At 71.2% G+C, this 21,328-nt stretch carries 18 protein-coding genes, 1 tRNA gene and 3 pseudogenes; 8 read left to right on the top strand and 14 right to left on the bottom strand.

From position 1 onward, the window contains the following. Window position 1: 1 nt before the first annotated feature. The 5 genes from ligD to JOD60_RS15755 all read right to left on the bottom strand — a co-directional run bounded on the left by ligD (window position 2) and on the right by JOD60_RS15755 (window position 6,812). Window positions 2-1,027 (bottom strand): non-homologous end-joining DNA ligase, encoded by a 1,026-nt coding sequence (gene ligD, locus JOD60_RS15735; protein WP_076691546.1) that lies wholly within the window; start codon window positions 1,025-1,027, stop codon window positions 2-4. A 9-nt stretch (window positions 1,028-1,036) separates the two neighbouring features. Beyond that, window positions 1,037-2,350, bottom strand: coding sequence for an SseB family protein (locus JOD60_RS15740; RefSeq protein ID WP_076691547.1), 1,314 nt, complete (start codon window positions 2,348-2,350; stop codon window positions 1,037-1,039). A 38-nt stretch (window positions 2,351-2,388) separates the two neighbouring features. Further along, the gene (locus JOD60_RS15745; protein WP_076691548.1) at window positions 2,389-4,800 is read right to left on the bottom strand and encodes an ATP-dependent helicase; all 2,412 of its coding nucleotides are present in this window, start codon (window positions 4,798-4,800) and stop codon (window positions 2,389-2,391) included. 91 nt (window positions 4,801-4,891) lie between these two features. Beyond that, the gene (locus JOD60_RS15750; RefSeq protein ID WP_076691549.1) at window positions 4,892-5,551 is read right to left on the bottom strand and encodes a response regulator; all 660 of its coding nucleotides are present in this window, start codon (window positions 5,549-5,551) and stop codon (window positions 4,892-4,894) included. Further along, window positions 5,544-6,812, bottom strand: a complete 1,269-nt coding sequence (locus JOD60_RS15755; protein WP_157127969.1) for an ATP-binding protein — start codon at window positions 6,810-6,812, stop codon at window positions 5,544-5,546. Before JOD60_RS15755 ends, JOD60_RS15750 begins: the two co-directional genes overlap by 8 nt. Before the next feature lie 116 nt (window positions 6,813-6,928). Here JOD60_RS15755 and JOD60_RS15760 point away from each other — a divergent pair, with 116 nt between their 5' ends. From JOD60_RS15760 to JOD60_RS15780, 5 genes are all read left to right on the top strand, one after another. Next, window positions 6,929-8,581 (top strand): PspC domain-containing protein, encoded by a 1,653-nt coding sequence (locus JOD60_RS15760; protein WP_076691550.1) that lies wholly within the window; start codon window positions 6,929-6,931, stop codon window positions 8,579-8,581. Next, entirely contained in the window at window positions 8,578-8,946 is a 369-nt protein-coding gene (locus JOD60_RS16890) for a hypothetical protein (protein ID WP_232321640.1), read from the top strand. The genes JOD60_RS15760 and JOD60_RS16890 overlap by 4 nt, the downstream gene beginning before the upstream one ends. 103 nt (window positions 8,947-9,049) lie before the next feature. Continuing rightward, window positions 9,050-9,835: a CAP domain-containing protein gene (locus tag JOD60_RS15770; RefSeq protein WP_076691551.1), complete on the top strand. Its 786-nt coding sequence runs from the start codon at window positions 9,050-9,052 to the stop codon at window positions 9,833-9,835. A 92-nt stretch (window positions 9,836-9,927) separates the two neighbouring features. Next, window positions 9,928-10,000 (top strand) — tRNA-Met (locus JOD60_RS15775). Window positions 10,001-10,225: 225 nt separating this feature from the next. Beyond that, window positions 10,226-11,449, top strand: a complete 1,224-nt coding sequence (locus JOD60_RS15780) for an IS256 family transposase (RefSeq protein WP_076688550.1) — start codon at window positions 10,226-10,228, stop codon at window positions 11,447-11,449. Window positions 11,450-11,616: 167 nt separating this feature from the next. On the opposite strand, the gene JOD60_RS15785 is transcribed toward JOD60_RS15780, so the two are convergent. Beyond that, complete coding sequence (locus JOD60_RS15785) at window positions 11,617-11,868, bottom strand: hypothetical protein (RefSeq protein WP_157127970.1); 252 nt, start codon at window positions 11,866-11,868, stop codon at window positions 11,617-11,619. Between the two features lie 6 nt (window positions 11,869-11,874). Next, a complete protein-coding gene (locus tag JOD60_RS15790) occupies window positions 11,875-12,279 on the bottom strand; it encodes a hypothetical protein (RefSeq protein WP_157127971.1) in 405 nt (134 codons plus the stop codon). 392 nt (window positions 12,280-12,671) lie between these two features. Between JOD60_RS15790 and JOD60_RS16895 the strand changes: the two genes are divergently transcribed. Both JOD60_RS16895 and JOD60_RS16900 read left to right on the top strand, forming a co-directional pair. Then, window positions 12,672-13,217, top strand: coding sequence for a hypothetical protein (locus JOD60_RS16895; RefSeq protein WP_232321641.1), 546 nt, complete (start codon window positions 12,672-12,674; stop codon window positions 13,215-13,217). Between the two features lie 30 nt (window positions 13,218-13,247). Beyond that, window positions 13,248-13,337, top strand: a pseudogene (locus JOD60_RS16900) (dihydrofolate reductase family protein); the annotation flags it as partial. Window positions 13,338-13,394: 57 nt separating this feature from the next. Here the strand turns inward: JOD60_RS16900 and JOD60_RS16905 are convergent. The 5 genes and pseudogenes from JOD60_RS16905 to JOD60_RS15810 form a co-directional block, all read right to left on the bottom strand. Beyond that, window positions 13,395-13,868 (bottom strand): annotated as a pseudogene (locus tag JOD60_RS16905) (PA domain-containing protein); the annotation flags it as partial. Further along, window positions 13,756-14,715 (bottom strand): annotated as a pseudogene (locus tag JOD60_RS16910) (S8 family serine peptidase); the annotation flags it as partial. The pseudogenes JOD60_RS16905 and JOD60_RS16910, both read right to left, overlap by 113 nt. A gap of 172 nt (window positions 14,716-14,887) precedes the next feature. After that, a complete protein-coding gene (locus tag JOD60_RS15800; protein WP_076691554.1) occupies window positions 14,888-15,973 on the bottom strand; it encodes an ABC transporter permease in 1,086 nt (361 codons plus the stop codon). After that, a complete protein-coding gene (locus JOD60_RS15805) occupies window positions 15,970-16,902 on the bottom strand; it encodes an ABC transporter ATP-binding protein (protein ID WP_076691555.1) in 933 nt (310 codons plus the stop codon). Before JOD60_RS15805 ends, JOD60_RS15800 begins: the two co-directional genes overlap by 4 nt. 35 nt (window positions 16,903-16,937) lie before the next feature. After that, on the bottom strand, window positions 16,938-17,948 hold the full coding sequence (locus JOD60_RS15810; protein WP_076691556.1) for a glycerophosphodiester phosphodiesterase family protein: 1,011 nt from the start codon (window positions 17,946-17,948) through the stop codon (window positions 16,938-16,940). A gap of 155 nt (window positions 17,949-18,103) precedes the next feature. Here JOD60_RS15810 and JOD60_RS15815 point away from each other — a divergent pair, with 155 nt between their 5' ends. Then, window positions 18,104-19,009 (top strand): Bax inhibitor-1/YccA family protein, encoded by a 906-nt coding sequence (locus JOD60_RS15815; protein ID WP_076691557.1) that lies wholly within the window; start codon window positions 18,104-18,106, stop codon window positions 19,007-19,009. Window positions 19,010-19,230: 221 nt separating this feature from the next. On the opposite strand, the gene guaA is transcribed toward JOD60_RS15815, so the two are convergent. Together guaA and JOD60_RS15825 are read right to left on the bottom strand one after the other, a co-directional pair. After that, a complete protein-coding gene (gene guaA / locus JOD60_RS15820; protein ID WP_076691558.1) occupies window positions 19,231-20,814 on the bottom strand; it encodes a glutamine-hydrolyzing GMP synthase in 1,584 nt (527 codons plus the stop codon). Further along, on the bottom strand, window positions 20,811-21,320 hold the full coding sequence (locus JOD60_RS15825; RefSeq protein ID WP_076691559.1) for a DUF3817 domain-containing protein: 510 nt from the start codon (window positions 21,318-21,320) through the stop codon (window positions 20,811-20,813). The genes guaA and JOD60_RS15825 overlap by 4 nt, the downstream gene beginning before the upstream one ends. Window positions 21,321-21,328: the final 8 nt, after the last annotated feature.

The following is a 21,328-nucleotide window of genomic DNA, read 5'->3' on the forward strand; positions in this document are numbered from 1 at the left end:
GTCAGTCGGGCTTGCGCGCGCGGCTGGGCTGCACGCGCGGCGGCTCGCCGGGCATCTTGGGAAACTCGGGCGGGAACGGCAGCTCGCCGAGCCCGTCGTCGAGGTCGCGCTGCCACCACTCCAGCAGCGTGTCGATGCGGCCGGGGGCGGCATGCAGGTCAGCCCACGGGTCACCGATGTCGGCGAGCCGCTCGGGCACCGTCCGCACGGTGAAGGATGCCGGGTCCACACCGTCGGCCAACTCGTCCCACGTGATCGGGGTCGCGACGGTCGCGCCGGGGAGGGCCCGCGGACTGTACGCACCCGCCATCGTGCGGTCGCGGTTGGCCTGGTTGAAGTCGACGAAGATGCGCTCGCCGCGCTCCTCCTTCCACCAGTTCGTCGTGACATGGTCGGGCATCCGGCGCTCGAGTTCGCGCCCCGCCGCGATCACCGCGTGCCGCACGTCGAGGAACTCGTGGGTGGGTTCGATCGGGCAGAAGACGTGGATGCCGCGGTTTCCGCTCGTCTTCAGCCACGGCTCCAATCCCGCTTCGCGCAGCACGTCACGCAGGGCCGGGGCGACGGCCGCGGCATCCGCGAAATCCGTTCCGGGCTGCGGATCGAGATCGATCCGCAGTTCGACGGGATTGTCGGTGTCACGCGCGAGCGAGGCCCACGGGTGGAAGACGACGGTGTTCATCTGGATCGCCCAGACGATCGCGGCCGCCTCGTCGAGGACGACCTGCGGATGCCGCCGCCCGCTGTTGTACGTGCACATCACCTCGTGCACATAGTCGGGCGCGCCCTTCGGCGGGTTCTTGGAGAAGAAGCTCTCCCCGTCGACCGAGTCGGGGAACCGCTCGAGCGACACGGGCCGGTGGCCGTTGGCGCGCAGGAACGGCTCCGCGACGGCGATGGCGTACTCGGCGAGCTCGCGCTTGGTGATCCCGACCTCCGGCCAGATGACCCGGTTCGGGCTCGACAGCGACACCTCGCGCTCGCCGTCGGGGCCGGGGATCGTGAGGGTGATGCGCTCGGAGGCCATGGCTCGACCCTAGGGCGGCCGCGGCACGCGCAACACCCCGCCCGCGGCGCGCGGCGGGCGGGGACCGTCGCGCATCGGGGCCCGCGGGCGCGCGTCGCGGGCGCCTGCCGTCGCGAAAGCAGGCCAGATCGACCTCGACGACCCGCCCGCGGCCCCGGATCGCCGTTTCAGCCTGCTTTCGCGACGCCGTCGGCCGACAAGCGCCAGCACCGGCGCGACCCCGTCAGCCGGCGAGCGCGAGCACCGGGCGAGGACGTTGCGGTCGAGCTCGATCCACGGGCCGCCCGGGTCGACGACGACGCCGGTCAGGTCCGGCTCGGAGGCGAGCGCCTTGGCGAGCTGCTCGGGAAGCAGCGGCAGCGGCCGGTCGCCGCGGCCCAGCACGATCACCTCGAGCGGGTGCGAGAACACCTCAAGGCGCCGCTGGCCGTCGGAGGCGCGCGCCTCGGCCAATCCCATGCGCCCCTGGTCGTCGGTCCCGCCGGCGACCCATACCTTCACGCGGGTGAGCGCCTCGGCCACCTGCAGCGCCGTCGCGTCGCCGCGGGCGCCGGCGAGCAGAGCCTTCAGCTCGAACCCGGGCTCGCCCTCGTCGAGCGCCTTCTCGATGAGCGGCTTCGGCAGCACGAGCCGTGCGCCCGGCGTGGCGTGGTCGAGATAGATGCCGTCGTATCCGCCGGTGACGGCGCCGCGCAGCACCGCGATCGCCGGCTGACCGATGACGGATGCCGCGGCGGCCCCCTCGGCCTGCGCGCTCGCCTGCAGGGCCGCGCCGCCACTGAACGCGAGCAGGAACCGCTTGTCCTGGAACGTCGTGATCGCGAGGTTCAACGGCTGTCCCGCCGCCAGCAGCGCCTGCGCATCACCCTGCGCACGCACGAACAGCTGTCCCTGCAGCGCCTGCCGCATGACGTTCATGATGTCGGTGTTCTGCGGCTTCTCCGGGAGAGCCGCCAGCGCGGCCTGCACGAGGGTGTTGTCGACGAGCCCGGGCACCGTCGGCTGCGGTGCCGGCGCGGTCGCCGGCGGCCGGCGCACCGGGGCCGCAGGCGCCGCCGAATCCGCAAGCGCGCCAGGCGCTGCCGGAGCCGCCGCGGCCGGCGCCGCCGAATCCGCAAGCGCGCCAGGCGCGCCAGGCGCTGCCGGAGCCGCCGCGGCCGGCGGGGCCCCGAACGTGGAGACCGAGATGCCGACGTGGGGCACGTGCTCCTCGCCGGCGTGCGCGTCGACGGTCTCCTCGACGGCGTCGGATGCCGCCTCCGGCACCGCCTCGGGAGAGACACCGTCGGCGGGCGTGCGCTTGCCGCGCGAGAAGAAGGCCATGCCTGTCAGCCTAACCGCGGCATCCGGGACGGCGTCGGTCAGAGCTTCTCGATCGGCGCGATCTTGATGAGGAGCTTCTTCTGTCCGGCGCGGTCGAACCGCACGTGCGCGACGCGCTTCGGGCCTTCGCCGGTGATCTGGTCGACGCGGCCCTCGCCGAAGTCGTCGTGGCGGATGCGGTCACCGGGGACGAGTTCGAGGTCGCCGTTGTCGCGCACCTTCGCGGGGATGCGGTTGGCGAACTTCGTGAGGTCGCCCGCGGGCCGCTCCCGCCGCGGCAGCGGCACCAGGTCGTCGCCGTACCGCGAGCCGCCGCCGTGACCAGCGCCGCCGAAGCCGCCCGGGCGCCGCGCGTTGAGCGCGCGGGACTGTGACCCCCCGCGGGAGTTGACGTCGCCCGGCGACTGCCGCCAGTCGATGAGGTCGTGGGGGATCTCCTGCAGGAACCGGCTCGGCATGGCCACCGAGACCTCGCCGAACTGCGCGCGGGTCATCGCGAGCGACAGGTGCAGGCGCTTGCGCGCACGCGTCAGCGCGACGTAGAACAGCCGCCGCTCCTCCTGCGGGCCGCCCGGCTCCCCCGCGGAGATCCGATGCGGGATCAGGTCTTCTTCGACGCCCGTCACGAACACGGCGTCGTACTCCAGGCCCTTCGCCGTGTGCATCGTCATCAGCGACACCGAGCCGGACGCGTCGGCGAGATCGTCGGCATCCGACACCAGGGCGACCTCGGTCAGGAAGTCGAGGATGGTGCCCTCAGGGTTGTTGCGGGCGAACTCGCGCGTGACGGCGAGGAGCTCGTCGAGGTTCTCGACGCGTGCCTCGTCCTGCGGGTCCTTCGACATCCGCAGGGCGTCGTAGTAGCCCGACTTGTTCAGCAGCAGGCTGAGGCCCTCGGTCACCGCCGTCGGCGGGGCGACTTCGCCGGAGCTCGGCAGCATGAGGGCCGTCGCCTCGGCCAGCACCGCGTCGAGCTGCGCGATCGCGGCCTGGATCTTCGGGCCGACGCCGAGCGCCGACGCGTTGGCGAGCGCTTCGCGGAACGTGATGCCCTCCTCCGCGGCGTACCGCGCGATCGAGGTCTCGGTGACGTCGCCGATCCCGCGACGCGGCTTGTTCAGGATGCGGCGGACGCTCAGCTCGTCGGCGGGGTTCGCGACAGCGATCAGGTACGCCAGGGCGTCCTTGATCTCCGCACGCTCGTAGAACTTCGTGCCGCCCATGATCTTGTACGGCACGGCGGAGCGGATGAGGATCTCCTCCAGCGCGCGCGACTGCGAATTGGTCCGGTAGAAGACCGCCATGTCGCCATAGGCGAGCCCGGCACGGTGCAGCGCCTCGACCTCGTCGGCGACGAACTGCGCCTCGTCGTGCTGCGAGTAGCCGGTGAAGCCGACGATCTTCTCGCCGGCGCCGACATCGGTCCACAGCTTCTTGTCCTTGCGGTCGTAGTTGTTGCTGATGACGGCGTTCGCGGCGCTGAGGATGTTCTGCGTCGAGCGGTAGTTCTGCTCGAGCAGCACGACCTTGGCGCCCGGATAGTCGCGCTCGAACTCGGTGATGTTGCGGATGTCCGCCCCGCGGAACGCATAGATCGACTGGTCGGAGTCGCCGACGACCGTGAGCGATGCCCCCTCCGTTTCATCCAGGAGCGCGCCCACGTCCTCGATGGGCCGGGTGAGCTCGTGGATGAGCGCGTACTGGGCGTGGTTGGTGTCCTGGTACTCGTCGACGAGGATGTGGCGGAACCGCTTGCGGTAGACGTCGGCGACGTGCGGGAAGGCGCGGAACAGGTACACCGTCTGGGCGATGAGGTCGTCGAAGTCGAACGCGTTCGCGCGCTGCAGTGAACGCTGGTAGTCCGCGAAGATCTCGGCGAACAGGCGCTCGGCCGGGTCGCTGAGGTTCGCCGTTCGGGCGAACGACTCGGCATCCGCCAGCTCGTTCTTGAGCTTCGAGATGCGTCCCTGGACGGATGCCGGGGTCAGCCCGAACGCGTCGGCCTCGTACTGCTTGACGAGTCGCTTGATGAGCGCCCGCGAGTCGCCGGAGTCGTAGATCGTGAAGCTCTTCGTGAAGCCGAACTGCTCGGCCTCGCGGCGGAGGATCCGCACGCACGCGGAGTGGAAGGTCGAGATCCACATGCCCTGCGCCGTGTCGCCGATGAGCTGCTGCACGCGCTCGCGCATCTCGCCAGCCGCCTTGTTGGTGAAGGTGATCGCGAGGATCTGGCTCGGCCACGCCTCGCGCGAGCGCAGCAGCGACGCGATGCGGCGCGTGAGGACGCTCGTCTTGCCCGAGCCGGCCCCCGCGACGATGAGGAGCGCCGGGCCGCGGTAGGTGACGGCCTCGCGCTGCTGCGGATTCAGACCCGCGAGCAGGTCCTCGTCGGGGCGGGCGGCGTCCGGGTTCGGGATGCCGACGATGACGGGCTTGATGGGGTCTGGCATGGCCCGTCAAGTCTAGGCTCGCGCACCGACACTCGCGGGCGTGCTCCGCGTGGACGACCGGGGCTCACTGCCCCCGCGCGCGCCGATGTGCTCAGAGCAGCCGGCGCTCGCTCGCCCAGGCCGTCAGCTCGTGCCGCGACGACAGCTGGAGCTTGCGCAGCACGGCCGAGACGTGCGTCTCGACGGTCTTGATCGAGATGAACAGCGCGGCGGCCACCTCTTTATAGGCGTAGCCGCGCGCGATGAGGCGCATGACCTCCTGCTCGCGGGCGGACAGGCGGTCGAGCTCATCGCCGGCGGCCGCCGTCTCCCCCGCGACGGCGCCGAACGCGTCCAGCACGAACCCCGCGAGGCGGGGCGAGAACACCGCGTCGCCGCCGGCGACGGCGCGCACGGCGCGGCTCACCTCGACGCCGGACGATCCCTTCGTGATGTAACCGCGGGCGCCCGCGCGGATGACGCGGACGACGTCCTCCGCGGCATCCGACACGCTCAACGCCAGGAACCGCGTGGCGACGCCCGCCGACGCCCGGATGACCTCCTCGCCGCCCGTCGCGTCGAGCCCCGAGCCGCCCGGCAGGTGCACGTCGAGCAGCACGACGTCGGGACGGGTCTCGGCGATGACCGCGATCGCGGCGGGCACGTCGGCGGCCTCGCCGACGACGGCGACGGACTCATCGAGGTCGCTGCGCAGCCCCGAACGGAAGATCGAGTGGTCGTCGACGATCACGACCCGGATGGACTCAGCCACGGCCGTCCCCGAAGCTCTGGGTGGGGGCCGGGTACTGCAGGTGCACCTCGGTGCCGCCGGGACCGGAGCGGAGGTTCGCGATGCCGCCGGCGCGACGCATCCGCCCGATGACGGACTGGCGGATGCCGAGGCGGTCATCCGGCACGGCACCGACATCGAACCCCGCGCCGCGGTCGCGGATATAGACGTCGACGCCGTGCTGGCCGCCCTCGATGTACACCGACACCTCCCCGCCGGCGTGACGCGCGGCGTTGAGCATCGCCTCGCGGGCCGCCGCGGCGACCTCGCCGCTCGCGCGCTCGGTCGATGCGCCGGCGGCTACGACGTCGATGCGCACGGGATAGTCGAGTTCGAGCGCGCCGGCGTAATCGCGGAGGTCGGTCGCGAGGTCGCTGTCGGCGGGCTGGTCGCCGTCGTAGAGCCACGCGCGCAGCTCCCGCTCCTGCGCCCGGGCGAGGCGCGCCGCCTCGCTCGAGACGCCCGCCCGGTTCTGGATGAGGGCCAGGGTCTGCAGCACGGAGTCATGCAGGTGAGCGGCCATCTCGGCGCGCTGCTCCTCCCGGATGCGCTTGACGCGTTCGCCGGACAGCTCCCGGAAGCGCTCCACGAGCGTCGACGAGAGGACGAGCAGGATGCCGACGGTCGGGACAAGTGTGCCGACCAGCGTCTGCAGCGGCGGGCCGCCCACCCAGACACCGGCGACGAGGCATCCGGTCAGGAGCACGATCGCGCCGGCACGCGTCCACATCGCATGACGCGGTCCGCGTGCCGTGTCGGCGCGATCGACGAACCCCGCCCACAGCCCGGCCGCGGTCGCGGAGGCGACGGTGACGACGACGGCCGCGAGCGCCCGCGGCCGGATGGACGGCCCCCAGCCCCAGGCGGCCAGTTCGCCGAGCGCCTGGAGCGCGACGATGAAGGCGGCTCCGGCGAGGGCGAGGAGGATCCACGCGACCGGCCACGACCGGGTCGGCGCGCTCTCGCCCGGCTCCCACGGCATGAACGCCCAGCACCACAGATAGAGCAGGATGCCGGCCCCCGCGAACAGCGAGAGCACGACGAACAGGGCGCGCACCGCCCACACAGGCGCACCGAGGTGCCGCGCCAGTCCCGCCGAGACCCCCGAAACGGCGCATTCGCGAGCGCGCTGGAGCGGCAGCCGCGCGGCCGGCGCGGCGCGGGGCGGGCGCGGCGGCTTGACGGGCCGCGCCGGGCGCGCCGGCGGCACGGGGCGCGGGGCCGGCGACGCGGAGGTGGACATGCCGCCCATCACATCACACCGGGAGCGCGGACCCCTATGCCGAGCGATCGGAATCAGGGTCCGCTCAGGGGTTCACCGGATGGCGGGCGCCGGGCGGCCCGGGCGAGGATCGAGGCATGACCACCCCCCTCTCCGATCCCGGTCCTCCTCCCGTGCCGCCGACCGCGGCGACGGCCGCCCGCGCGCCGTTCGGCGACCGCTTCTTCGCGTGGACGGCGGGGCTCGGGATCGTCCGCGGCGACGGCTGGATCGGCGGGGTCGCGGCGGGCATCGCCGCGCGACTGCGTGTCGACCCGCTGATCGTCCGCGGCATCCTGGTCGTGATCGGGCTCTTCGGCTTTCCGGTGCTGTTCCTCTACGCGGTCGCGTGGGCGCTCCTGCCGAACCTCGACGGCGACATCCCGCTGCAGTATGCGCTGCGCGGCATGTTCGTGCCGGCGCACCTCGGGATTCTGGCGTTCGCCGTCCTCGGCCTGGTGCCGGCGCCGGTGCCGCTCTTCGTGGGGCTGCCGACGATCTGGAGCGTCGCCGGCTCCAGCGGCGGTCTTGCAGCCGTGATGGCGCTCGCGTTCGTCGTCGGCGTCGCCATCGTCGGCGCGCTGGTCTTCCTCATCGTGCGCGCGGCCCGCTCCGCGTCGCACGCCACCGACCCGGCCGTCGCGTCGGAGCAGCGAACGGCTTCCGCTGCTCCCGTGACCCCGGACTCGTCCGCCGCCGCGCCCGGTTCGGGTCCGGACGCCGCGCCCGCGGACGACGAGGGGGCGGATGCCGCCGGCTTCGCCGCATCCGCCCCCTCCCCCTCCCCGGGGTCGTTGGCCGAGCCCACCCAGTCGTTGAGCGACGACTCGGATCGCACCCGGTCGTTGAGCGAGCGAGGAACGAGCGAGACGAAACGCCCCGACCCCGACACCGACGCCTACGCCGCCTGGCGCGAGCAGCACGCCGCATGGAAGGTGCAGGACGACGCCTGGCGGCGGCAGCAGCAGGATGCCGCGCGTGCCGCCCGCGACCAGGCGCGCCGCGAGCGGCATGCGCACGCCGCGGCTTTCACAGCGGAGGCCGCCGAGCGCCGCCGCATCCGCCGCCTGACCGCGCCGCGCACGCCGTTCGCCTACGTCGCAACGGTGCTCGGCATCGCGGTCGTCGCGGGTGCCCTGGTCGCCGTGACCAGCGACGCGGAGCTCGCCGGGGCGCTCGGCCTGTTCGTCGGGGCGCTCGTCGTGGCGCTCGGAATGGTCACCGCCGGCATCGTGCGGCGCCGCAGCGGATTCCTCGCGTTCGTGACCATCGCCCTTTCAGCCGGGGGCTTGGCCGCGACGGCGGCGCCGGCGGTCGCCGCCCTGCACCTCGGGGGCTACGGGATCTCGAACGTCGGACCCGAGCGCTGGCCCGCCGCGGCACCCTTTGTTCAGCCCTGGGGGGACCTGTCCATCTCGCTCAGCGGAACCGACTCCCCCACCGAGCCGATTCATGTCGAGAAGGGCTCAGGAGGAACGACCGTCTGGGTGGATGCGGACGTGACCGTGCACCTGGACATCCGTGGCGGGGCAGGGACCGTTTACACGAACGCGAGCGCCGGGGAGTCGATCGACGTGAGCGAGGTTCCCGGGGCCGTGAGCAGTAGCATGCCCAACGGCGCCCCCCGCGTCGTCGCGACGATCCCGGCATCCGTCGACGAGAGCGAAGACATCACCGACCAGACCCTCGTGATCGATCAGCGATCGGGATGGATCGAGATCCTGCAGTGGCAATCGGAGGACGCACAGTGACCGACAACGACCAGACCCAGCCCCTGGGCGACCTCAGCGACCTCAACGATCTCGGCGACGCGGAGCCCACCCTCGCCGCGGAGCCCGCGCTCGCGACGGCGGAGCCGTCGGCGCCGACTCTCCGCCCCCGCACCCGCTGGGCCGGGATCGTCTGGGGGCTCGCCTTCGCGGTGCTCGCGGCCTGCGGGATCTGGCTCGCGTCCGGCGAGGGCCGCGTGGACGACCTCGTGTCATGGGTCCGGACGCTCTCCGCGACAACCGCCGTCGGCTACGGCGTGCTCGCGGTCGGTGCCCTGCTGCTGATCACCGGCGTGGTGGGGCTGCTCCGCCGCGCGCAGCGCGCCGTCGCCGCCCGCCGCGGCTGAATCCACCTCGCGCCTTCATACGCGCGACGTATGGTGCGGCGGGCCGATCCGCGGCGCGTCGCAGGGCACGATCGTCCAGGTCGCGCTGAGCCGCACGATCGCGGTGGCCGATCCGAATGAGCGGCCCCCGGCATCCGAGGCGCCCGTCCTCGTGGAACTGCGCGCGCGGCTGAGCGATCTGGAAGCCGAACTCGCGCAGCGCACCGGCGAGGCCGACGACCTGACCGCGGCGATGAGCACCCTCGGCTCCACCTGGCGCGACCGGCTCGCCGCGTGGGCCGCCGCTACGGCCGATGCGGCGGCCGCCGCGAATCCTCATCCCGCGACCGCCCTGCCGGCCGTCACAGCGGCCCGGGACGGAGTCACCGCCGTCACGGATGCCTTCGGCGCGGATTCGCAGCAGGCGGTCACCGCACTGCGCGACGCCGTCGCGGTGGCGCAGGCCGAGGAGGCCGCGTGGCAGACGGCCGAGGCGGCGCGGCTCGCCGCGGAGGCAAGCCGCGCACCGGCCCGGCAATCCGGCGGCGGAGGCGGGTCGGGCGGCGGGGACGGCGGCGGCGCCGTATCGGGTACCGACCGCAGGAGCGAGCTGCTCTCGCTCGTGAATCAGGCGCGCGCCGAAGCGGGGCTGGGTGCGCTCAGCTCCAGCTCATCGCTCACCGGCACGAGCTGCGCCCAGTCGCAGTGGATGAACGACACCGGCACCTTCGCGCACGGCGCCACCAGCGGCTGGTCGGGCGAGAACATCGCGTACGGGTCCGCGTCGTCGCAGGCCGTCTTCACCGCGTGGATGAATTCCAGCGGTCACCGCGCCAACATCCTCGGCACCGGTTTCACCCGAATGGGCGCCTGTCAGGTGGGCACGTACTGGACGCAGCAGTTCGGCTGACCCCGCACGATGTCACCCTGCGACATACACCGCAAGGAATCGTCATCCGCTCTGCAGACGCCGGCCCGTTTCGGCTTATGGTCGGAGGACATCGCGGCGATCCGGGCGGTCCCGGGCACCGACTCATACCCGGTTGCGTTGCGGGTTCGACTCCCGCCGCCGTGTCGATGCGCGAACGGCTGCGATCCCAGTGTTTCCAGGGGATCGGGGCCGATTTGCCCCTCGTCGGCGATGAACGGGTTGGACACGCCTTGAAGCGACCAGGGGGTGACGTCCCCTGGGGTGGTGGGTTTTCCGGCAGGGTCGTCGGCGTCGTAGACGTTGGTGAGCCATCGTGCGATGGTCAGTGAGTACCGATCAAAGTCACTCACAGGAAGACACAAACGCACGATGGCTCTTAACCAGTCTGCCCTCCTCGAGCTCCTCGGGGAACTGAAACTCACCGATGTCACCGACCGGATCCGAGTCGCGACCGAGACGCTCTATCAGGAGCTGATCGACGCGGAAGCGGCGGCGTTCATCGGCGCCGCCCCGTATGAGCGCACCGAGGGCCGCGTCGCGGTCCGCAACGGCTCCAGGCCCCGCACCCTGTCGACGACAGCCGGGGATCTGGAGCTGCGGATCCCGAAGCTGCGGGCCGGGTCCTTCTTCCCGTCGCTGCTGGAACGCCGCCGGAGGGTCGATCAGGCGTTGTTCGCGGTCGTGATGGAGGCCTACGTCCACGGCGTCTCGACCCGCAAGGTCGACGACCTCGTCAAGGCGCTGGGCGCGGACACCGGCATCTCCAAGTCGGAGGTGTCGCGGATCTGCGGCAACCTCGACGAGGACGTCGCGGCGTTCCGGGACCGGCCCCTCGCCGACAGCGCCTACCCGTACGTGTTCCTCGACGCGACCTATTGCAAGGCCCGGGTCGGCCGGCGGGTGGTCTCGCAGGCGGTCGTCGTTGCCGTGGGAGTCGCGGCCGACGGGCGGCGGGAGGTGCTCGGCTTCGAGGTCGGAGACACCGAGTCGCAGCCGTTCTGGACCACGTTCCTGCGCTCGTTGAAGGCGCGTGGGCTGGACGGGGTGAAGCTCGTGATCAGCGACGCGCACACCGGGCTGATCGCAGCGATCGAGACCGTGTTCGTCGGCTCCGCCTGGCAACGCTGCCGAGTGCATTTCATGCGGAACGTGCTCGCCAACGTCCCGAAGACGGCTGGCCCGATGGTCGCGTCGATCATCCGCACGATCTTCGCGCAGCCGGACACGGAGCACGTGTTCGCGCAGTTCCACGAGGTCGTCCGCATGCTCGCCAGGTCGCATCCGAAGGTCGCGGACATGCTCGAGGACGCCAAGAACGACATCCTCGCGTTCTGCGGATTCCCGCAGCAGCACTGGCGGCAGATCTGGTCCACGAACCCGCTCGAACGCGTCAACAAGGAGATCAAACGCCGCACCGACGTCGTCGGAACCTTCCCCAACCCCGCCGCGCTACTGCGCCTGGCCGGGCACGTCCTCATCGAGCAACACGACGAATGGGACGGCGCCGACCGCCGCTACTTCAGCGAACACTCCATGAAGCTCCTGCAAGTCGAAGCAGAGGAGGTCGCGATCCCCGAACTCGCTGCGGCATAATCACAGAAGCTGACCCGCACGGTGTCGAGAAACTCCACCAACCAGCGGGACGTCACCGACCAGGGACTCAGCATGAAAGAAGGCATCCGGCGTATCTGGAGTATGTCAGACACGCCGGATGCCGCCCGTGGTGAACCCCATCTTCGCCGAATGGGGTCACTATTGGTCTAGCTTCGATCCCCGTCGGAGGACTCTTGCTCCGCTGCCCGCATGATGTCGTGGTCCAGCCAAACAGATCCGAGGTAGAGCAATCCGAAGAGGAGCACGAATCCCACGACGGTTGTGAGCCACCACGGAACATACGGCTCGACCCACATCGCAAGCAAGTAGTAGGCCAGGAGAGACCCGAACACGATCAGCACCCGAGGAACCGATCCGAACAGTGCTCGTCCGGCTTGGAAGCTAAACAGTCGTCGCATCTGTCCTTACTTGCAGTAGCTGTCTTTGTACTCAACGCCGCCAAGGATGCCGGGCCCGATGAGAACCTGCATGCACTTGCCGCTGGCGTAGATCGTACCTGCTTTCGCGCTGAGTACCGCGAGGCTGGCAGCACAGGGGATCGCGAGCGCGACACCGGCGACGCCACCGAGCGACACGCAGAGTGCGAGCTTGCCGGGCATGGCCGAGTAGCGCATGTTGTAGGTCTCGCCACGATTCAGCTTGACGGTGGGCAGAACACCCATCCATGCAAACTTCGGGTCCGCGACGACCGGATAGGCAACGCCTGGCTGACGGTGATCAACGTACTGCACCAGTTTGTTGCCCTTGAGCGCGAAATGCGTCGACACCGCTACGCCATTCGCGTCGCGTGCCCAGGCCGGAAGGAGCATTGCGACAGGATTGCCCTCTTGGTCGAGGATGGCGAGCGTCCCGCCGCCCGTTTCTCGAAGCTCGGCGCCCTCAGGAATTGCGACGTCGTAGTCGTATTTGGTCGGGGAATCAGACCCGGAGAGACGGCACGACCCGCGTGATTGCGCGCTTCTCGAGCAGCCACGAAATCTGCGCAAGCGCAGTTTCGACTCCCGCCGTCGCGTCTACGTCCGCCCCGCCCCACGCCGGACTCCGAGGAGATGGCGGATTCCGAGGAGATGGCGGATTCCGAGGAGATGCCCGCGGCATCCGCTCCTCGGAATCCTGCACTCTCCTCGGCAACATGCGCGCGCGACGGTCGGATGCCGCGTGTCGCCCCCGCGGCCCGACAGCTCGTCAGGAGACTGACGGGATGACGCTCGACCGCGACCGGTTGCTCGCCGTGGGGTGGATCGCGCTGTGCGCGGGGGCGCTCCTCGCCCCCGCCCTCGACACCGCCCACATCGTGGGTTACCGCATCCTGTGCCACAACGTGACCTCGGGCTGGGGCGCCAACCGGACCAACCTGTGCGCCGGAGCGCTGGGCGAGAGCATCATCTCGGTCGGCGGGGTCGTCGTGTGGCTCAGCGTGCTCGTCGCCGCATTCGGCTCCCTCGCGTGCGGCATCGCGGCGCGACGCGCCCTGCCCGACCGGCGGGCGGCCGCGCGTCGGCTGATCGCCTCGAGCGTCGTCTATGCGGCGTCGGTGGTCGCCGAGTTCATCCGTCTCGGCATCGCCGGCGTCACCCCGCTGGCGGCAATGCCGTTCGCCTCGATCATCCCTGCCGGCATCCTGCTGGTGTGGCTGGTGCTCCTCGGCGTCGTGACGCTCGCGTACCGCGCGTGGGTGCGGCGACTCCGACGGCCGCGTCGCGGCATCCCCTTGCCTCCGTCTCCGCCCCGTTCCACGATGGAGTGATGGGCGCACCGCGCCCAGAGGGAGACGACGATGGCGACGACTCTGATGGTGGACTACATCATCTCGCTCGACGGCTACGGGGCGGGCGAGGGGTGGCCCGGCTTCTGGGGCCTCGAAGGCGACCCCGTCGGACTGCCGCACGCCGAGGAACGGGATCGTCACCAGGTACGGCTCGCCGGTGTCGGCGTTCGAGGTGATCACGCCCTCGTACGGCGGCAGATCGTCGGTGTTGTTCACCATGAGCACCGCGGCGGCCCCGGCCTGCTGGCCGTGGATCTTCTTCGCGACGCGGGCGCAGTCGCCGCGGTCGACGACCGCGAGCTGGTTGCCCCCCTCGACGACACCGGCGGCGGTGAACGCCTCCGGCGAGCACCCGAGGGCGTTCTCGCACGTCAGGCGCACCACCTCGAGCTCGCCGAGACCGTGGAGGTCCGCGCCGTTGGCGTTGATGGCTTCCACCGTCGCGCCCCCCCACGGTGACCGTGGCGCCCGGGAAGCTCTCGGCGCTGTCGACCGCCGAGACCGCGATGACACCGTCGCCGGTGCCCGGCGAGCTGGTGAGATACGGGTTGTGTCCCGCGTTGCCGGCCGAGGCGACCACCACGACGCCCGCGCCGACCGCGTTGGCGGCCGCCACGGCATCCGGGTCATCTCCACGCCCGAAGGAGGATCCGAGCGACAGGTTCACGACATCCATGCCGTGCTCGACCGCCCAGTCCAGGGCGGGCACGACGACATCCGTCGACCCCTCGCAGCCGAACACGCGCACGGCGTACAGGTCGACCTGGGGCGCGACGCCCGGACCGACGCGGAACGTGTTCGACGGCGTGGACTCGTCGTACGGACCCGGGTAGGTCGTCCCGTCGGCGAGGACGCCGGAGCCGCCGGTCGTGCCGGCGACGTGGGAGCCGTGGCCGTTGCAGTCCAGCGGGTTGTCGTCGGGGTGCGGGACGGGCTGGTAGGCGTCGCTGGAGGAATCGGCGTTGTAGTCGTCGCCGACGAGGTCGATGCCGCCCTTGACGCGCGGCGCATCCGGGCCAAACCATGCCGGGTCGGCGGGCTGGGCCTCCGCCGCGTGCGCCGCCTCGTAGGCCTCGGTCGCGCCGGGGCCGCCGAAGGTGGCGTGCGTGTAGTCGATGCCCGTGTCGATGATCGCGACCTTGACGTTCTGGCCGGTGTAGCCGGTGTTCTGGCACACCTGCGGCAACCCCAGGAACGGCACCGAGACGGCGTTGTCGACGGCGTAGGTGCGCACGGGGTGCACCGCCACGACGCCGGGCAGCGACGCGACGGCGTCGACCTGGTCGACGGGCACCGAGGCCTGGAAGCCGTTGTAGGCCGACTGCGTCTGGGCCTGGATCTCGCCGCCCTTGCTGGTGATCGTCCCCCGGATGGAGTCCTGCGCCTTCTTGAGCTTGCCCTTGACGTCGCCGCGCTCACCCGGGGTGAGCTCGCGGCCCTTCTCTGCCTGGACGACGGCGACGGGGTCGCCGGTCATCTCGATCACGACCGTCACGCGTCCGTCCGCGCCGATCGCCGCGGAGCGGAACGAGGAGTCCACGGTGCCGTGCGAGGCGGCCGCCGCGAATCGGGATGCCGGGTCGCCGTCCGGACTGGCCGCGAGTGCGGCGCTGGAGGGCAGGCGCAGCGCGATCGCCGGGTGTCGTCGACTACGCGATGCGGGTACCGGGCGGCAGCTGGCGAGCGGGCGTCCGGGTGCGCGCCCACGCCCACCACAGCAGCAGGACGGCCAGGGCCAGCTGCACTCCGAGCCCGACGAACCATCCCGGCACGGTCTGGTCGATGATCTCCTCGGGTGTCGGGTAGTCGCTCTCGCCGAAGGAGTACGTCGGATCGCACTCGTCCCAGCGCGTCTCGAGATCGGGCGTGCGCTGCGCGCTGCGCACGGTGTACTTCAGCGACCCGAACAGATCGTCCGGGTTGCCGTACCGGTCGAAGCTCGTCGGCACGGCGTCGGCGAGGATGACGAACGGATTCGCCGACAGCAACCACCACACCCGGTCGAAGCGAGGGACGGGGTAGGTCGTGCGGGTCCACTCGCCGCACACCATCTGCTCGGGGTCGTCCCAGCAATCGTCCGATCCGTCCTTGCACAGCGGGCCGTTGTCGCCGTACTCGGCCGACCGCGACAGGGAGACGCCCTCGCTGGCGGTGGCGGTGCCGATGAGCCCGAAGCCGATCACGGTGCCGACGGCGAGGGCGGCGACGACCAGATAGGTGACGGCGACGGAGAAGAGGGGACGGGCGAGGATGCCGGACAGCGCCACCCCGATCGCGGCGATGACGCCGGTTTCGACGACGAGGACGGCGAGCGAGATCAGGACGGTCCAGGGGTTGACCCCGCCCGCGAGCGTTGCGATCACGAGGAACGGCGCGGCGACGCCGGCGAAGGCGAGACCGGTGATCCACGCCGCGAGGAACTTGCCGAGGAGGATCTCGCCGGTGGTGACGAGCGTCACCTGCACGGGCGCGAGGGTCGCGGCATCCCGGTCGCCGTTGATGCTGTTGCCGCTGAGGGTCGGGGAGACGAGGAGCACCAGGAGCAGGGTGACGTACACGACGATCGAGTACACGCCCGGGCCGGCCATGCCCCAGCCGCCGTAGCCGAGGAACGACAGTGCGGTCACACCCACGAGCAGCAGTGCGAACACGCCGAGCAGCACGTACCACGACACCGTCCGCACGCGCTGGAGCAGCTCGAGGCGCGCGATCGTCCACAGACGCGACAGGTTCACGCGCGGCCCCCTTCGAGGTCGAGGAAGGTGTGTTCGAGCAGGCCCGTGGCGGCGGCGAACTCGGCGACCGGGAGTCCCGCGGCCACGAGCGCAGCCAGCGCCGACGCCGCCTCGACATCGCCCGCGAAGCCGACGAGCAGGTCGCGCCGGTCGATGGGGATGAGGGCGGCGTCAAGCCCGAGCGCCTGCGCCACCGGGAGGACGGCCGCGACGGGCTCGCGGTCGGCCAGGCGGATGCGCCACGTGCGTCGCCGCGTCGCGGCGGCGGCGACGCGGTCGCTGCTGACGGTCGCGCCTTCCACGAGGAACACGGCGTCGTCGACGACCTCCTCGAGTTCGGACAGGATGTGGCTCGAGATGAGGATGGTGCGACCCTCGGCGGCGAGGCGCCGCAGCAGCACGCGCAGGTCGATGCGCGCCTGCGGATCGAGGCCCGACGCGGGCTCGTCCAGCAGCAGCACTCGCGGGTCGTGGACGAGGGCGCGGGCGAGACCCAGCCGCTGCTTCTGCCCGCGCGACAGCACGCGGGCCGGCGCATCGGCCAGGTGCGTGAGCCCCACCTCGGCGAGCAGTCGCGCCGCGCCGCCCGCGGCCGCCGCGGCATCGAGCCCGTACAGTCGCGACGTCATCACGAGCGTCTCGCGTGCCGTCAGCGACGGCCACGCGCCGAGCGCGTCGGGCATCCAGCCGAGGATCGCGCGCGCCGCATCGGGCTGGGCGACAGGGTCGATGCCGCCGATGCGGATCGTCCCGGCGTCGGGCGCGAGCAGTGAGGCGAGCATGAGCAGCAGGGTCGTCTTGCCCGAGCCGTTGGGCCCGACGAGGCCCGTGACGGCTCCGGCGCGCGCCTCGAGGTTCACCTCGCGGACAGCCTGGACGGCCCCGAAGGAGCGACGTACACCGGACGCGACGATCCCGAGGTCGGTCATGACCTCACCCTAGGGGGTCGCCGCGGCTGCGCCCGTCATCCTCGGAAGAAGGCGACCCCGAGATCGGGATGGTCGACGAAGACGCCGTCGACCCCGGCATCCGCGATCATGCGCCACTCCGCGGCATAGTCGCCGAACTCGGCCTTCGCCCGCCCTCGCCGGAACTGCCCGACGAGAAACGCGTTCTCCGGGCGACAGGTCCACGTGAAGACGCGCAAGCCGCGGGCGTGCGCGTCGGCGACGACGGATGCCGGGCCGGTCGCCCGGCCGAGCTTGTCGGGAGCGAGGATCATACGCTTGTCGACGCTGATGCCGTCCACCCGGCCGACGAGGCGGTCAAGCCCCGCAGGCGTCGCCTGTTCGCGGTAGGTCGGCGCGGCGCGCCCCTGACGCGCGACGAGGTCGTACGGGCTTCCCGCGGCCTCGAGCAGGTAGATGTAGGTGCCGCGGACCCCCTCGGCGCGGACGGCCTCGAGCACCGTCTGCTCGAACGATTCCAGGTAGAGGGGCAGTCGACCCGTCGCCCAGCCGGCGTCGCGCAGCTCTGCCGCGATGGCGCCCGCGACGTCGTAGCCCAGCCCGGAGAAGTACGTCGCGTGCTTGATCTCCAGCACGACGCCGATCTCGCGCCCCTGGTCGAGCGAGGCCTGACGGACGAGGTCGAGCACGTCGCGCAGCCGCAGCGGCGGCTGCTCGCCGTCGAACGACGCGCTGGCGGCACGCAGCTGCGGCAGGCGCTCGCGGCAGCGCAGCGTCGCCAGCTCGTCCCAGGTGAAGTCCTCGGTGAACCACCCGGTGTGCTCGGCGCCGTCGATCGTCTTGGTCGTGCGACGCCGCGCGAACTCCGGGTGGTCGGCGACGTCGGTGGTCGCGCCGATCTCGTTCTCGTGCCGCACGACGAGCACGCCGTCGGCGGTGAAGACGACGTCCGGCTCGACGGCGTCGACGCCGAGGGCGAGCGCAAGGTCGTACGACGAGCGCGTGTGCTCCGGGCGGTACCCGGGCGCACCGCGGTGTCCGATGACCAGCGGCCGGCGTCGAGGCATGCGTCCAGGCTATCGACGCGGGCCGGCCCACCCGGCGCGGATGCCGGGTTCAAAGGGTGCTCACAGGGCCGCACCTGCCACCGAGAACCGCCGTCGGATACGCTGGAATCCCGCAGTACCCGCTGCGGCCATCCTCGTATTGGAGTGAGACCACAATGGCCTCGAGCAGCAACCCCGCATTCCGCCACCCCGCGTTCCAGGAACAGCGGCCCGGGCTGACCCCGCCGGCTGCCCAGACCCAGTTCGCCGCGACCACCGCGCAGTCCGTCGACGTCGCCGCACAAGCGCAGCTCGAGGGCGCGTTCGCCGCCCCCGCCGCCGGTGCGGTCCAGACCGGTCGCATGACCGTCGAGGACACCGTCGTCAAGACGCTCGCGCTCTTCGGCATCCTTCTCGTGACGGCCGTTGTCGGCTGGATCTGGACCATGTCGCCGGTCACCGCCGCGAACCCCGTGCCGACGATGATGCCGTGGATCATCGGCGCGATGGGCGGCTTCGTCCTCGCGATGGTCGTGACGTTCACCTCGCGCAAGAAGGTCCGCCCGGGCCTCATCTTCGGGTACGCCGCCTTCGAGGGCCTGTTCATCGGCGGCATCTCGGCGTTCTTCGAGTTCATCTGGCCCGGCATCGTCATGCAGGCCACCCTCGCGACGCTGTCGGTCGTCGGCGTGACCCTCGCCCTCTTCGCCAGCGGCAAGGTCCGCGCCTCGGCCAAGGCCACGAAGATCTTCATGATCGCGATGGTCGGCTACCTGGTGTTCTCGCTCATCAACGTCGTCATGATGATGTTCGGCGCGTTCCCCGCCGGCAGCGGCGGCCCCTTCGGCATGCTGTCGAACTACAGCATCGCGGGCATCCCGCTGGGTGTCATCATCGGCGTCCTCGTCGTGATCATGGCGGCGTACTCGCTCGTGCTCGACTTCGACTCGGTGCAGCAGGGCGTGCGCAACGGCGCTCCCCGCGAGTACGGCTGGCTCGGCGCCTTCGGCATCATGGTCACGGTCGTCTGGCTCTACATCGAGATCCTGCGCCTCATCGCGATCCTCCGCGGCAACAACTGACCCGCGGCTCTCGCTGACAGGCCCGTCCGGCTCCGCCGGGCGGGCCTTTCGCATCCCCCGCCACGCGCGCCCGCCGGCCCACCCCGCGCCCGCGAGACGCGGTGTGCGCACCGAGACACGCGCTGTGCACCCGTGTCTCGGTGCAGGAAGCGTGTCTCGGCGCGGGCGGATGCCGGGTGAGACGACGGATGCCGGGGCGCGCGCCCCGGCATCCGGTCAGATCACTCCCACTCGATGGTTCCCGGGGGCTTGGACGTGACGTCAAGCACGACCCGGTTGACCTCGCGCACCTCGTTCGTGATGCGGTTCGAGATCTTCGACAGCACGTCGTAGGGCAGGCGCGTCCAGTCGGCGGTCATCGCGTCCTCCGATGACACCGGACGCAGCACGATCGGATGCCCATACGTGCGGCCGTCGCCCTGGACGCCGACCGAGCGGACATCGGCGAGCAGCACGACGGGGCACTGCCAGATCTCGCCGTCCAGCCCCGCGCGCGTCAGCTCCTCGCGGGCGATGGCGTCGGCGTCACGCAGGATCTCAAGGCGGTCAGCGGTGACCTCACCCACGATCCGGATGCCGAGGCCGGGGCCCGGAAACGGCTGGCGGCCGACGATCTCGGCGGGCAGTCCCAGCTCGCGTCCGATCGCGCGGACCTCGTCCTTGAACAGCGTCCGCAGCGGCTCGACGAGCTCGAACTGCAGGTCCTCCGGCAGGCCGCCCACGTTGTGGTGGCTCTTGATGTTCGCGGTGCCCGCACCGCCGCCGGATTCGACGACGTCGGGGTACAGCGTCCCCTGCACGAGGAACCGGATCGGGTCGCCCTCGGCTTCCGCCTCCGCCAGGAGCTCCTGCTGCACCTTCTCGAATGCGCGGATGAACTCGCGCCCGATGATCTTGCGCTTCTGCTCCGGGTCGCTGACACCGGCGAGCGCGGTCAGGAACGTCTCGCGCGCGTCGACGGTGATGAGGCGCACGCCCGTGGAGGCGACGTAGTCGTTCTCCACCTGCTCGCGCTCGCCCTTGCGCAGGAGCCCGTGGTCGATGAACACGGCGACGAGCTGGTCGCCGACCGCCTCGTGCACGAGTGCGGTCGAGACGGCGGAGTCGACGCCGCCCGACAGTGCCGAGAGCACGCGGCCCGTGCCGATCTGCTCGCGGATGCGCGCGACCTGTTCGGCGATGACGTTGCCGCTGTTCCAGTCCGAGGCGAGCCCCGCGGCCTTGTGCAGGAAGTTCTGCAGCACCTCCTGGCCGTGGTCGGAGTGCTTGACCTCGGGGTGCCACTGCACGCCGTAGAAGCACTTCTCCGCGTTGCCGAAGGCGGCGACGGGGGTGGCGGCCGTGGAGGCGAGCACCTCGAAGCCCTCGGGGGCGCGGGCGACCTGGTCGCCGTGGCTCATCCAGACGTTCTGCTGGGAGGGCTGGCCGCCGAGAAGGACGCCGCCGTCGTTCGCGATCACGGCATCCGTCGCGCCGTACTCGCGCAGGCCCGTGTTCGCGACCTCGCCGCCGAGCTGCTGGGCCATCACCTGGAAGCCGTAGCAGATGCCGAGCGTGGGGATGCCGAGCTGCAGCACACCGGGGTCGAGTGCGGGCGCACCGGGCTCGTACACCGACGACGGCCCGCCGGAGAGGATGAGCGCGACCGGATTGCGGGCCTCGACCTCGGCGGCCGTCACGGTGTGCGGGACGAGCTCGCTGTACACACCCGCCTCACGGACGCGCCGCGCGATGAGCTGCGCGTACTGCGCGCCGAAATCGACGACGAGGACGGGACGCTGGGCGGTCTCGGTCTGAGTGGTCACCGGGTGCCTTCCGTGGTGGATGCCGGGGCGGCTCCGTCGACAGACTCGGGAACCGGATGTGCGAGCGCGGCCGCAGCCGCCTCGGAGGCCTCGCGCTCGGCGAGGTACGCCTTCACCTCGCGGCCCACGCGCGCCTCCATGAAGAACGACAGCAGCGGCACGATGCCGCCGAGCGCGAGCGTCACGAACCGGACGAAGCCCCAGCGCATGAGGCTCCACACGCGGAAGCACGCGAAGAGGTACACGACGTAGAACCAGCCGTGCGCGATGAGGATGCCGAGCGACAGGTTCACCCCGTCGCCCGTGGACTCGCCGAAGGCGTCGACCGGCGCGAACCAGAGGAAGCCGCCGGATCCGCCGAGGAACAACTCGTAGTGGAAGCCGTACTTGATGATCATCTCGGCGCACAGCGACAGCAGCATGACACCGGTGATCACCGACGCGATCTGGTAGAACTTCAGCGCCCCTCGGATCGCCGGAAACGTGGCGAGTTTGGGCTGAGGCATGCCCTCCA

Origin of the sequence: Microbacterium aurum (genome assembly GCF_016907815.1) — a bacterium.
Taxonomy (GTDB): Bacteria; Actinomycetota; Actinomycetes; order Actinomycetales; family Microbacteriaceae; genus Microbacterium; species Microbacterium aurum.